11 protein-coding genes are annotated in these 13,813 nt (G+C 51.0%); 4 read left to right on the top strand and 7 right to left on the bottom strand.

Annotated elements, in window-relative coordinates; translation table 11 throughout:
- Positions 1-154 precede the first annotated feature (154 nt).
- Positions 155-1,504, bottom strand: a complete 1,350-nt coding sequence (xseA, locus tag J4685_RS06930) for an exodeoxyribonuclease VII large subunit (RefSeq protein ID WP_000953178.1) — start codon at positions 1,502-1,504, stop codon at positions 155-157.
- A 160-nt stretch (positions 1,505-1,664) separates the two neighbouring features.
- On the opposite strand from xseA, the gene guaB reads away from it, so the two are divergent.
- The gene (gene guaB / locus J4685_RS06925) at positions 1,665-3,131 is read left to right on the top strand and encodes an IMP dehydrogenase (RefSeq protein ID WP_000944174.1); all 1,467 of its coding nucleotides are present in this window, start codon (positions 1,665-1,667) and stop codon (positions 3,129-3,131) included.
- A 69-nt stretch (positions 3,132-3,200) separates the two neighbouring features.
- Entirely contained in the window at positions 3,201-4,778 is a 1,578-nt protein-coding gene (guaA, locus tag J4685_RS06920; protein ID WP_000138296.1) for a glutamine-hydrolyzing GMP synthase, read from the top strand.
- Positions 4,779-5,044: 266 nt separating this feature from the next.
- Here the strand turns inward: guaA and J4685_RS06915 are convergent, their stop codons facing one another.
- The 4 genes from J4685_RS06915 to J4685_RS06900 all read right to left on the bottom strand — a co-directional run bounded on the left by J4685_RS06915 (position 5,045) and on the right by J4685_RS06900 (position 7,522).
- On the bottom strand, positions 5,045-5,788 hold the full coding sequence (locus J4685_RS06915; RefSeq protein WP_000651378.1) for an LEM-3-like GIY-YIG domain-containing protein: 744 nt from the start codon (positions 5,786-5,788) through the stop codon (positions 5,045-5,047).
- A gap of 228 nt (positions 5,789-6,016) precedes the next feature.
- Positions 6,017-6,556 (bottom strand): DUF5384 family protein, encoded by a 540-nt coding sequence (locus J4685_RS06910; RefSeq protein WP_000755801.1) that lies wholly within the window; start codon positions 6,554-6,556, stop codon positions 6,017-6,019.
- A gap of 15 nt (positions 6,557-6,571) precedes the next feature.
- Positions 6,572-7,087 (bottom strand): glycine zipper 2TM domain-containing protein, encoded by a 516-nt coding sequence (locus tag J4685_RS06905; protein ID WP_001009636.1) that lies wholly within the window; start codon positions 7,085-7,087, stop codon positions 6,572-6,574.
- A 243-nt stretch (positions 7,088-7,330) separates the two neighbouring features.
- Positions 7,331-7,522 carry a YfgG family protein gene (locus J4685_RS06900; RefSeq protein ID WP_000075924.1) on the bottom strand — a complete coding sequence of 64 codons (192 nt, stop codon included), beginning with the start codon at positions 7,520-7,522 and terminating at the stop codon, positions 7,331-7,333.
- A 178-nt stretch (positions 7,523-7,700) separates the two neighbouring features.
- On the opposite strand from J4685_RS06900, the gene J4685_RS06895 reads away from it, so the two are divergent.
- On the top strand, positions 7,701-7,838 hold the full coding sequence (locus tag J4685_RS06895) for a hypothetical protein (RefSeq protein ID WP_011232974.1): 138 nt from the start codon (positions 7,701-7,703) through the stop codon (positions 7,836-7,838).
- A 96-nt stretch (positions 7,839-7,934) separates the two neighbouring features.
- The gene (locus tag J4685_RS06890) at positions 7,935-10,148 is read left to right on the top strand and encodes a sensor domain-containing phosphodiesterase (RefSeq protein ID WP_000773657.1); all 2,214 of its coding nucleotides are present in this window, start codon (positions 7,935-7,937) and stop codon (positions 10,146-10,148) included.
- A gap of 35 nt (positions 10,149-10,183) precedes the next feature.
- On the opposite strand, the gene ppx is transcribed toward J4685_RS06890, so the two are convergent.
- A complete protein-coding gene (gene ppx / locus J4685_RS06885) occupies positions 10,184-11,725 on the bottom strand; it encodes an exopolyphosphatase (RefSeq protein WP_001123323.1) in 1,542 nt (513 codons plus the stop codon).
- Positions 11,726-11,729: 4 nt separating this feature from the next.
- Entirely contained in the window at positions 11,730-13,796 is a 2,067-nt protein-coding gene (gene ppk1 / locus J4685_RS06880; RefSeq protein ID WP_000529555.1) for a polyphosphate kinase 1, read from the bottom strand.
- Positions 13,797-13,813 lie beyond the last annotated feature (17 nt).

Here is a 13,813-nt window from a genome sequence, read left to right as displayed (position 1 = left end):
AAAACCGGGCGGGTATTCCCTGCCCGGTTTTGAGGCGAATGACAAATCGGTTGAGCGTCGGATTGTGGTTACACCTTATCCGACGTGGCGCGTAGGTTGGCTGAGGCGAAACCGAAAGCTGACATCGCGGTGCAAAGGGTGGGGGAATATTGGATTACGTGCCCGGCGTGACGGATTTGACTTCACTTTCAAGCCAACCGTCCTCCAGCCGCGTGGTCATGATATCGCCTGCGTTGACCTGTTTGATCTTTTTCAGCACCTTGCCGTCCGTTGTCGTCGAAACCGTATAGCCGCGCGCCAGCGTGGCCAACGGGCTGACCGCTTCCAGATGCGTGACCGCGTTGCCGAAACGTTCGCGCTGTTCGCTTAACCGTGAGCGGATATTCTCCGTCAGACGATATTCCAGCTGTTGGATGCGCGACTGCGCGCGGTGAATGCGCGGCTGCGGATTTTGCTGGCTCAGGCGTTGACTTACGCGCTGTTGGCGCTGATTGGCCTGCTTAATCCTGGCCTCAAGCGCAAATCCCATCCGTTGGCGTAGACGTTCCAGCGCGGTTTGCTGACGGGCCAGACGCAGTTGCGGATGTTGCTGTTGCAGACGGTGAAAAATCTGCGTGAAACGACGGCTGCGATTGGCGAGGTAGTAGTCCATCGCCATGCCCAGGCGCTGCTGGGCGGACTGGATCTGACGTAACAACTCCTGCTGGTTACGGCTGACAATTTCTGCCGCTGCTGATGGCGTCGGCGCGCGCAGGTCGGCGACAAAATCGGCTATCGTGACATCCGTTTCGTGACCGACGGCGCTGACCACCGGAATACGGCTGGCAAAAATAGCCCGCGCCACGCGTTCGTCGTTAAAACTCCACAAATCTTCCAGCGAACCGCCGCCGCGCCCGACGATCAGCACGTCGCACTCGCCGCGCGCGTTTGCCAGTTCGATAGCACGAACGATCTGCCCCGGCGCGTCGTCGCCCTGGACCGCCGTCGGATAGATAATAACGGGTAGGGATGGGTCACGACGCTTTAGCACGTGGAGAATGTCGTGCAGTGCCGCACCGGTTTTCGAGGTGATCACCCCCACACAGTGGGCCGGGGAGGGCAACGGCTGTTTATGCTGCTGATCGAACAAGCCTTCGGCCTGGAGTTTGGCTTTTAGCTGCTCATATTTCTGCTGCAACAAGCCTTCGCCCGCGGGCTGCATACTTTCGGCGATGACTTGATAATCGCCGCGCGGCTCGTACAGCGTGATATTGGCGCGTACCAGCACCTGCTGCCCGTGCTGCGGACGGAACGTCACCCGGCGGTTGCTGTTACGGAACATCGCACAGCGCACCTGAGCGGTATCGTCTTTGAGCGTAAAGTACCAGTGGCCCGACGCAGGCTGCGTGAAATTAGAAATCTCGCCGCTGATCCATACCTGTCCCATCTCCTGTTCTAACAGCAGACGAACCGTCTGGTTAAGGCGGCTTACGGTAAAAATTGAGGAAGTTTGAGAGGATAACATGTGAGCGGGATCAAATTCTAAATCAGCAGGTTATTCAATCGATAGTAACCTGCTCACGGGGGATCGCAAGCACTATTTGCAAAAAAATGTAGATGCAACCGATTACGTTCTGTATAATGCCGCGGCAATATTTATTAACCTCCCAGGTGAGATATTGCCCATGCTACGTATCGCTAAAGAAGCCCTGACGTTTGACGACGTCCTCCTTGTTCCCGCTCACTCCACCGTTTTGCCGAATACTGCCGATCTCAGCACGCAGTTGACGAAAACTATTCGTCTGAATATTCCTATGCTTTCTGCGGCGATGGACACCGTGACGGAAGCGCGCCTGGCAATTGCCCTGGCCCAGGAAGGCGGCATTGGTTTTATCCACAAAAACATGTCCATTGAGCGCCAGGCGGAAGAAGTTCGCCGCGTGAAGAAACACGAGTCCGGCGTAGTGACCGACCCGCAGACCGTCCTGCCAACCACCACGTTGCATGAAGTGAAAGCCCTGACCGAGCGTAACGGTTTTGCGGGCTATCCGGTGGTGACTGAAGATAACGAGCTGGTGGGGATCATCACCGGTCGTGACGTGCGTTTTGTGACTGACCTGAACCAGCCGGTAAGTGTCTACATGACGCCGAAAGAGCGTCTGGTGACCGTTCGTGAAGGCGAAGCCCGTGAAGTCGTGCTGGCAAAAATGCACGAAAAACGCGTAGAAAAAGCGCTGGTCGTTGATGATAACTTCCATCTGCTTGGCATGATTACCGTAAAAGATTTCCAGAAAGCGGAACGTAAACCAAACTCCTGTAAAGATGAGCAGGGCCGTTTACGTGTCGGCGCGGCGGTCGGCGCAGGCGCGGGCAACGAAGAGCGCGTTGACGCGCTGGTGGCGGCAGGCGTTGACGTACTGCTGATCGACTCCTCTCACGGTCACTCTGAAGGCGTGTTGCAACGTATCCGTGAGACGCGTGCTAAATATCCTGACCTGCAAATCATCGGCGGCAACGTTGCGACGGGCGCAGGCGCTCGCGCACTGGCGGAAGCCGGTTGCAGCGCGGTGAAAGTGGGTATCGGCCCGGGCTCCATCTGTACCACTCGTATCGTGACTGGTGTGGGCGTTCCGCAGATCACCGCTGTTTCCGACGCGGTAGAAGCGCTGGAAGGCACCGGAATTCCGGTTATCGCTGACGGCGGTATCCGTTTCTCCGGCGACATCGCCAAAGCCATCGCCGCAGGCGCGAGCGCCGTGATGGTGGGCTCTATGCTGGCCGGTACCGAAGAATCCCCGGGCGAAATCGAACTCTACCAGGGCCGTTCGTACAAATCTTACCGCGGCATGGGCTCGCTGGGCGCGATGTCCAAAGGTTCCTCCGACCGTTACTTCCAGAGCGACAACGCCGCTGACAAACTGGTGCCGGAAGGTATCGAAGGCCGCGTAGCCTATAAAGGTCGCCTGAAAGAGATCATTCACCAGCAGATGGGCGGCCTGCGCTCCTGTATGGGGCTGACCGGTTGTGCTACCATCGACGAACTGCGTACTAAAGCGGAGTTTGTGCGTATCAGCGGTGCGGGTATCCAGGAAAGCCACGTTCACGACGTGACCATCACCAAAGAGTCCCCGAACTACCGTCTGGGCTCCTGATTTTCTTCGCCCGACCTTCGCGTCGGGCGATTTATTTAATCTGTTTCACTTGCCTCGGAATAAGCGTCAATGACGGAAAACATTCATAAGCATCGCATCCTCATTCTGGACTTCGGTTCTCAGTACACTCAACTGGTTGCGCGCCGCGTGCGTGAGCTGGGTGTTTACTGCGAACTGTGGGCGTGGGATGTGACAGAAGCACAAATTCGTGACTTCAACCCAAGCGGCATTATTCTTTCCGGCGGCCCGGAAAGCACCACCGAAGAAAACAGCCCGCGCGCGCCGCAGTATGTCTTTGAAGCAGGCGTGCCGGTATTTGGCGTTTGCTATGGTATGCAGACCATGGCGATGCAGCTTGGCGGTCATGTAGAAGGTTCTAATGAGCGTGAATTTGGTTATGCGCAGGTCGAAGTGTTGACCGACAGCGCGCTGGTTCGCGGTATTGAAGATTCCCTGACCGCAGACGGCAAACCGCTGCTGGACGTGTGGATGAGCCACGGCGATAAAGTGACGGCGATTCCGTCCGACTTCGTGACCGTCGCCAGCACCGAGAGCTGCCCGTTCGCCATCATGGCTAACGAAGAAAAACGCTTCTACGGCGTACAGTTCCACCCGGAAGTGACCCACACCCGCCAGGGGATGCGCATGCTGGAGCGTTTTGTGCGTGATATCTGCCAGTGTGAAGCGTTGTGGACGCCGGCGAAGATCATCGACGACGCCGTGGCGCGCATTCGCGAGCAGGTAGGCGACGATAAAGTGATCCTCGGTCTCTCCGGCGGCGTGGATTCTTCCGTCACCGCAATGCTGCTGCACCGCGCGATCGGTAAAAATCTGACCTGTGTATTCGTCGACAACGGCCTGCTGCGTCTCAACGAAGCCGAGCAGGTGATGGACATGTTTGGCGACCATTTTGGCCTGAATATCGTTCACGTTCCGGCGGAAGAGCGCTTCCTGTCCGCGTTGGCTGGCGAAAACGATCCGGAAGCGAAGCGTAAGATCATTGGCCGTGTTTTTGTGGAAGTGTTCGACGAAGAAGCGTTGAAACTGGAAGACGTGAAATGGCTGGCGCAGGGCACCATCTACCCTGACGTCATCGAGTCTGCGGCGTCTGCAACCGGTAAAGCGCACGTCATCAAATCTCACCACAATGTTGGCGGCCTGCCGAAAGAGATGAAGATGGGGCTGGTTGAACCGCTGAAAGAGCTGTTCAAAGACGAAGTGCGTAAGATTGGTCTGGAGCTGGGCCTGCCGTACGACATGCTGTACCGTCATCCGTTCCCGGGGCCGGGCCTCGGCGTACGTGTACTGGGTGAAGTGAAGAAAGAGTACTGCGACCTGTTGCGCCGTGCTGACGCCATCTTCATTGAAGAGCTGCGTAAGGCGGATCTGTACGACAAAGTCAGCCAGGCGTTCACCGTCTTCCTGCCAGTACGCTCCGTTGGCGTAATGGGCGATGGTCGTAAGTACGATTGGGTGGTCTCCCTGCGTGCTGTCGAAACCATCGACTTTATGACTGCGCACTGGGCGCATCTGCCGTATGACTTCCTGGGTCGTGTTTCCAACCGCATCATCAATGAAGTCAACGGGATTTCCCGTGTGGTGTATGACATCAGCGGTAAACCACCGGCTACCATTGAGTGGGAATAAGTCGATAACCCTTCCTGTGTTTTCATGAACAGGTAAAAGTGAATTTAACCCTCTGTTTTTGCAGAGGGTTTTTATTTATGTGCATAGATGCATTTTCTGTGTAGCGCACAGCTTCTGGCGGCAAAGCACTGCATCGACACAATAGTGGGTTTCACTGGCAGCACACAATCAAATCTGACAGTCGGCTTCGAGCGAGGTGCGGACATTGGTAGCCTCAACAACATGACTGGCATTGAGGTGTATTAATCAACGGGAAGCAGGTCAGTTTACTCCGCCAGCCCGACTTTTACGAAAGGGCTACCATGACTACGCGATTTTTTGATTAGCTTGCCAACGTATAATTCTCTGATTTCTGGTGATGCGATTCGTCCAACAAATTCTGAACGGTTGGTTTCGGGGGGGATGACCAATTCCCGGGTAAAGTATTGCTGAGAGCCTGCCTTCAACCAGCACTGTATCTCGTAAACTTCCATCACCAAACCGCCGTAGGTGGCGTATGCAAATTGTAGGTTTTCATCTTTTGGTACTTTTGCCCAGATGCCACGCGTAGCTTCATATAATGCAAGTGCACTCATGCCAGACTTGTAGGTGCTGTTTAGCAAAAAAGCGAGCCCGGCATGTTCAGGTGCGATTTCCGTCTCTTGCTTAAGAAGAAGATGATTGAGCTCATCCAGCGTGATTCGCCCCATAAGGGAGCTGCTTCCTCGTACTTTGTTGGTCAGTTCTCCAACACCCAAGAGATCAATACATGTTGCTTCAACAAGCTTCGCGGTTGCCTCATCCATGCCATGGCGTAGTATGTCGATACCCAGATTTCCTGTTTTTAACAGATGATTAATTCGTTCTGATTTCGGAGAGTCATCATTATACTTTATATGATCAAGGCAGCGTTCTGACTTGCCTTTGCCTATATAAAACGGCTTCTTAGCTGCATCTTCAGTGTCATAAAATGCATAAACATAGAACTTAGCCATCCCTAACGCTTTTGAGTATTTTGAAAAATCTTTCAAACCTTGCTTCCTTAAGGCAAAAGTACTTAATTTTACTATCGGCACTATAGTTCAGAACTTAAGCGCAAAACAATTAGCGTATAGATTGACCTGCGTCCATTGATGAATATGGGCCAAAGTTAACAACGTCCGCTATTGGCACAGACCTGCCTGTCAGATTAGGTTTAGGTCTGTGCCATAGCTATGTCAGGTCAAATCTGAGCTAATACACATAAATGATTAGCGAAATCAGTTAAACCAGCCGCTTGCCTTTTCCTCACGGGCTTTACCTTCGCTTTGCAGCAGATCGCGACCGCCTTCAGATAGATTTCTGTTTGCATCAGCATGAGATTGAATAACATCTGTCTGGGCAGCTTTACTTTTCAGCTCTTGATCGATGAATTCATTTTCTCTTTTTACCCGGTCCTCTTCCCTGGCCAGTGCCAGTTTTTGTTTCTGAATTTCTAAACGACGAAGCTCATCTTCGTAGCTTTGATCGCGCGCTTTATCTTGCGCGGCTTCCGCTGCCAATTTTGCTTGCCGTGCTTTCCGTTCAGCTTCTGCCGCTTTTGCTCGCTGCTTAGCAACCGCTGCCGCATTGGCTTGCCTTTGTCTTTCCTGTTGAGCCTCTTGATCTCGTTTGGCTTGCAGAGCATCACGCTGTCTGTTTTCTTCATTTTTTCCTTGCTGTTCAGCCTGGGCTACCGCCGCAAGCTGATCCTGCAAAGAAGAAGATAAAACCGAGCCGCTTAGGGTGAATAAAACAGCGCCTAAAATAACTTTCTTCATAAAATCTCCCGATAGTTAGCTTTTCTCAGGACATTTCGTATTGGGTTGAATTCGCGTTTCGTTATCTTTGGTCGATATCACCATAGCCAGACCGGTGGTAAATTGGCACGTTTTTCCCACCTGGGTGGAGGTATAAACCTTCGTTCCTTCTTTGTAAGTCAAAGATACGGCTTCAACTAACGTTTTATCTTTAACCAATGACCCCGCCGCTGCGCCAACGGCTCCGCCGCCAACCGCGCCGGCAGTAGTACCCAAACCGCTACCTGAGCCCACGTTATGACCAGTAACGCCGCCCGCTACAGCCCCAAGAATTGCGCCGAAGGTCTGAGCGGTTTTTTTATTGGCGGTATTATCTACGGCAACTTTCGCTGGCAAAACAGAGATAATATTGACGGTCTTTGTTTCTTGCTTCGCGTTTAACTGCCCGGTTTGGTAAACATCTGCGGCGTAGTCATCCGCATTGGACTGGCATCCGGCAAGAGAAAAAGAGGCAAACAAAACCAGAGGCAAAGCATTTTTTTTAAAATTCATCACAATTCCTTGTTTAGGTAATAACGCAAAAAGGAATGTATTTAAGACTAATCTTAAAAAAAGTAAACTATCGTTTCTTGTAGTTGATTGTTTTTTTTACACTAAAAAAAACAAAGCATTAGATAATACGATGCTTTGTTTTTATCGGTTCATGCTAAGCCAGGGAAGGGGATAACAGAGCGCTGGATAACACGGCAAACCTGTGACGATAATACCGCCATCACTATTTTAACGGATAACAGCTTAACGTTGTCCCGGTGTGGTGACAGAAAGCGATGACTGTTGCGCTTCTTTTTTATCCTGATGGTGCTGCCAGGCGCCGATAGAAGAGTAGACGAAACGTCCAAAGAAGAAGAGAAAACTGATAAGCAGTACGATACGGGTCATGCGAGTGTTAAATCGATGTCGTTTTCGCATACTGTTGGCCTGACTCACAAAGGGTTCCTTAACGTTGGCCCAGCGGTATGGGCGGGATCAGGCTGGGTTCTTCAAGGGTATTATCAAGGCGAAGAACGTAACAAGCCTGCGTTCACTCTACATTAAGGCATACTGCGAACCGATGGTCAATTCCTCTTAATGTAAAATTGCGTCAGTTGATTTATCTTATATTGTTATGGAAGATAATTTTAGTATTTACATTAATAATAACTTAATGATAACAAAGAATAAAAAGACGAATAAAGGCTGCAGGAGAAAGGTGATAATTGACTTAAATCAAATGTTACTTTTGTTTAATAATTACAATCGATGACTATCGTGTGATGTATATCGCATCATCAATTTAAAGTCAGGTGGGATGCCTGTCTGTTAACGCCCCTTTGGGATTGGGGGGTTCTGCTGAGCATCTATGAAGCTGAATAAAACTTATATAAATATCAGAGATAAATGGTGGGGACTACCGCTCATCCTTCCTTCGATTTTACTACCTGTTTTAAGTAGCGCAAATACTTATGCGCTTACCAGCACTGGAAATGTGGTTCTTTTTTACCTGCCGTTAGCTTTTATGCTTAGTCTGATGCTCTTTTTCGGCTGGGCAGCACTGCCGGGCATTGTGCTTGCTATCTTCTGGCGCAGATACCCGCAGACAGGGCTGTATGAAACCCTTTCTGTGACGATGCACTTTATCATTACTATCGTGCTAAGCTGGGGCGGCTATCGTGTCTTTTCCCCCCGGCGAAACAATGTTTCCCACGGCGACGCCCACCTGTTGTTTCAACGAATGTTCTGGCAGGTATTTTGTTCAGCAACATTATTTCTGGTCATCTACCAGTTTGCCGCTTTTGTTGGCATGTACGAAAGTAAAGCCAGCCTGATGGGGGTAATGCCCTTTAATATTAACACGCTGATTAATTACCAGGCGTTACTGGTCGGTAACCTTGTCGGCGTGCCATTGTGCTATTTTATTATTCGTACTCTCCGCAATCCGCTGCACCTGCGGGGGTATTATCAGCAATTAAAGCTACAGATTGATAGCAAGGCCACTAAAAAAGAGAACGTTATTTGGCTGGCTGTATTGACTACACTAATGTTTATACTGTGTATGCCATTGACGGATAATAGCTCAATATTTAGTACCAACTATACGCTTTCGTTATTATTGCCGGTCATGCTGTGGGGCGCGATGCGCTATGGTTATAAGTTTATTTCAATTATCTGGGCCGTCGTGCTAATTACGTCGATTCATTATTATCAGCGTTATATGCCCTGGTATTCAGGTTATGATACGCAATTAGCGATTACCTCTTCGAGCTATCTGGTTTTTTCTTTTATTGTTAATTATATGTCTGTACTGGCCACGCGTCAGCGCGTAGTGAGTGGTCGCGCACGGCGGCTGGCCTATCTTGACCCGGTTGTACATCTTCCCAATTTACGTGCGTTAAACCGCGCGCTTAAAAATGCACCCTGGTCTACGATCTGTTTTTTACACGTGCCGGGTCTGGAGCTATTGGGTAAAAATTATGGCGTCATGTTACGCATCCAGTATAAGCAAAAGCTCTCTCACTGGATTACGCCGATGTTGGCCTCAAATGAGTGCGTCTACCAGATGTCAGGGCACGACCTGGTGCTGCGTCTTAATACAGAGGCGCATCAGCAGCGTATTGAAGCGCTGGATAAACATATTAAGCAGTTTCGGTTTATCTGGGACGGACTGCCGCTACAGCCGCCTGTCGGCGTGAGCTACTGCTGCGTACGTTCTCCGGTTAGCCACCTTTATCTTCTGCTAGGCGAATTAAGCACCAGTTCCGATCTTTCGTTGACGACTAACGCGCCGGAGGATTTACAGCGGCGCGGCGCAATGCACCTGCAGCGCGATTTGAAGGGCAGAATTGCGATGATGAATCGCCTGCAACAGGCGTTGGAGCACGATCATTTTTTCCTGATGGCGCAGCCTATTTTTGGTGTTCGTGGGGACGTTTACCATGAAATCTTACTGCGACTCAGGGATGACAACGGCGACGTTATCAACCCGGACAATTTTTTACCCGTGGCGCATGAGTTTGGTTTGTCTTCCGCTATCGATCTCTGGGTGATTGAAAACACGCTGCGGTTTATGGCGGCCAGCCGGGAATATATGCCCGCGCATCGTTTTGCCATTAATCTGTCGCCAACATCGGTATGCCGCGCCCGTTTTCCTGCAGAAGTTAAGCAGCTGCTTACGCAATATCAGATTGAACCCTGGCAACTGGTTTTTGAGGTAACGGAAAGCAACTCTCTCACCAATGCTGAGCAGGCGCAGTTGACGCTGGGACAGCTACAGCAGTTTGGCTGTCAGATAGCGATTGATGATTTCGGTACTGGCTACGCCAGCTATGCGCGGCTGAAAAACGTTGACGCCGATATTCTTAAAATTGACGGCAGTTTTATTCGCAATATAGTGTCAAACAGTCTCGATTATCAGATTGTAGCTTCTATTTGTCATTTAGCGCGAATGAAAAATATGCAGGTTGTCGCGGAGTATGTCGAGAGCGAAGAAATACGAAGCGTAGTGCTCTCGTTGGGAATCGACTATCTTCAGGGATATTTAATTGGCGAGCCGCAGCTATTATCTGAGATTCAGTAAAGGCAGACGCCGCGGCGCGGCGTCTGGCTCACAATTTACGCGGCGATCTCCGGCGAGCTTTCTTCCTCAATATTGAGACGCCAGCCAGTTACCGCTTCCCAGTACTGCTGTTCTTTTTCCAGATCAAGCAGTACCAGCGCATTCTGGCTAAACCAGTCATGCGGAAAACATAACGTCCAGTGGCTGTCATCGGTCGTTAGCCGCAGCGTCGGCGGCGTGGTGGTCGCCTGCCGTTGGTTGTTCAGTAATACGCCCAGCCGAAGTAGCTGAATTAACGGCAGATACTGTTTTTTCTTAAACAGCGTAAAGCGGGGCATATCATCCAGTTTTATGGCTTTACGATGGTAACGCACCAGCGTCGCCATCATCATTTGCTGCTCCTGATTAAAGCCGGGCAAATCGCTGTGTTGCAGAATATAAGCCGAATGGCGATGTAAACCGCTGTGATTAATATTCAGTCCAACCTCATGCAGCATTGCCGCCCAGCGGAGCAACGCTTCAAGCTGCGGATGCGCCAGTTTTGGCTGCTGGGCCTGCCACTGCTCGTACATCTGCATGGTGGTTTCCAGCACGCGTCTGGCCTGTTCTCTGTCAATGTTGTATTGATTGGCCAGACTTTTTGCGGTACGGCTGCGAACATCCTGATGACGGAAGCGGCCTTCCATTTCATACAGCACGCCTTCGCGCAACGCGCCGTCGGAAAGGCGAAGCTCGCGGATAGCCAGAGCATCAAAAACGCCGCACAGAATCGCCAGGCCCGGCACAAAGACCGCTTTTCGTTCTTCAGACAGACCCGGCAGGCTGAGCGCATTAAAGGAGCGGTGCTTCAACACTTCTGACTTCAGTTTATCGAGGCGCTCCGGCGTAATGAAGCCATCTTTCTCACCCAGCGCCAGGAGAACTTCATGAGCGGCCTTAATCGTACCGGAAGCGCCCATCGCCACGTTCCAACCCTGAATACGATACTGCCAGGTTAAGGTTTCCAGTTTTTGCGCCGCCGCCATTCGGGCGCGCTGGAAGTTTTCTTTATTGATAACGCCGCCGGGAAAGTAGAGCTGCGCGAAGCTCACGCAGCCCATACGACGGCTTTCAACCAGCCTGGGTTCGAAGTTTTCGCCAATGACCAGCTCTGTTGACCCGCCGCCGATATCGATCACCAGCTTGCGGCCTTTTTCCGGCTGCGTATGTTCTACGCCCATAAAAATCAGGCGCGCTTCTTCGTTACCGGAAATAATCTCTATCGGGTAGGGAATAACCTTTTCCGCGCGTTTGAGAAAATCAGCGGCATTTTGCGCCTGACGTAACGTATGGGTGCCTACGATACAGACGCTGGAAGGGGAGAAACCTTGTAAGCGTTCAGCAAACAGCGACAGACAGCTAAACCCCCGTTCCATGGCTTCTTCGCTGAGTTTATTATCTGCGCCTAGCCCGTCCGCCAGATGGACGCGCTGTTTTAAGCGCCCGATAATCTGCATTGCGCCGTCAACCACGCGGGCAATGACCATATGAAAGCTGTTTGAGCCGAGATCGACCGCAGCGAACTCCTGCGGGCGAGGGGATTTATCGTAAATTGGCATAGCGTTAGTCTGGTTGCTCGAGTGATTTGATGTAGTCATAAATTGCCAGCTGCGCCTGAACTTTGCGGCGATTGCCGCGCGGTACGTAGCGGTTGCTGAGTTCTTTATCGATAAAACGCGCTTTTACCGTGTCGCTAAACAGAATGTCAATGATATCCAGGACGCGTTGTTTAAGCCGCGGGTCGAGGATAGGCGTAGCGACTTCGATACGGTAGTCAATATTACGCGTCATCCAGTCAGCTGAAGAGAGCCAAACTTGCTTATCACCGCCGTTTTCGAAAATATAAACCCGATCGTGTTCCAGATAGCGATCCACGATGCTAATCGCGCGAATATTATCGCTAATGCCTTCCAGTTGCGGAATAAGAGAACACATACCGCGTACCAGCAGATTGACCTGGACGCCCGAACCCGACGCGGCGTATAGCCTGTCGACCAACCCTTTATCAACCAGGTTGTTAAGCTTTAAGGTAATCCCTGACGGTAAGCCTTGCTGGGCATTGGCGATTTCACGATCGATCATCTCGTACAGCAGACGCCGTGAGTTTTGTGGAGAAACCATCAAATAATCGAAAGTGACCGGACGATAGGGGTTTTCAATAAAATTAAAGACCCGACGCACTTCATTGGTAATACGCGCATCGGCGGTCAGCAGCGAATAATCGGTATACAGCCGCGCCGTTTTCTCGTTGAAGTTACCGGTGCCGATATGCGCATAACGCACCACGTCATCGCCCTCTTTTCGTGAGATGAGAAAGAGTTTGGCGTGAATTTTCAGCCCAGGCGCAGAGAAAATAACATGGACGCCCGCTTCGGTTAACCGCTTGGCCCAGTGAATATTCGCCTCTTCATCGAAGCGCGCCTGCAACTCCACCACCACGGTGACTTTTTTGCCGTTATGGGCGGCATGGATCATCGAGTCAATAATGCGCGAGTCTTTCGCTACGCGATAAATATTGATTTTGATCGCCAGCACGCTTGGGTCAAACGACGCCTGGCGTAGCAGTTCCAGCACATGTTCAAAGGTGTGATAAGGATAATAGAGCAGCACATCACGTTCACGAATCGCGTCGAAACCGTTACGAAACTTCTCTTTATCAAACCAAAGATGGCGTAATCGCGGTAACGGCTTATTGACCAGGTTGGCTTTACCGACATTCGGAAAATTAATAAAGTCTTTAAAATTGTGGTAGCGCCCGCCGGGTACGATTGAGTCATACCGGGAGATCGTCAGTTTTTCCCGCAGCACGTCGACCAGCGCGGCGGGCATATCGCGTTGATAGACAAAGCGCACAGGTTCAGCGGTCAGGCGCTGCTTCAGGCTGGAGGACATCAGCTCCATCAGACTGGATTCCATCTCATGCACCAGGTCATATTCGGCATCGCGGGTCATTTTCATCGAATAGGCATTGAGCGCGTCATAGTCGAAGAACCCTTTAAAAATGTCATCCAGGCAGTAGCGCAGAATATTATCCAGCAGGATCATCGGTTTGCGTCTGCGCGGTGTTTCCGGCGGCAGATTAACGAAGCGTGGGACTTTGTCGGACGGTATCTCCAGCAGCGCATAGTTGATGGTGTCGCCGCGGATAATCTCCACCGCCAGATAGGTGTAATCATCCTTTAAAAACTGAACAAGATCCGTCTCCCGGTTAATGAGAATCGGGGTAATATGCTGGCGCAAATAGTGCTTAAAATAGTGGCGCAACCAGCTTTGTTGGTTCACCGAGAGCTGACGCTCGTTGATCAGAAAGATTTGATTACGCGCCATTTCCAGCAGTAATTCGTTGTACAGGCCGTCGAACTCCTGGTCTGCTTTCAACACGCGGGACTGAATTTTGCCTAACAAATGGCGTGAATGAGAATTTGAACCCTGTTCTTCGCTGATAATAATGCGTCGTTTCAGTTCAGCGAAACGCACTTTGTAGAACTCGTCGAGGTTATTAGAATAGATTCCTAGGAACCGCATCCGCTCAATCAACGGGTTGGATTTGTCCGCCGCTTCCTGTAACACGCGTTCGTTAAATGCTAACCAGCTTAGTTCTTTCTCGATATATAGCTTTTCCTGACCCATTACTACCTATACTCCGT

Source organism: Salmonella sp. 32100201201700099SM, assembly GCF_017572645.1.
In the GTDB taxonomy this organism is placed as follows: domain Bacteria; phylum Pseudomonadota; class Gammaproteobacteria; order Enterobacterales; family Enterobacteriaceae; genus Salmonella; species Salmonella enterica.
This window is presented reverse-complemented; position numbering and strand designations above follow the sequence as displayed.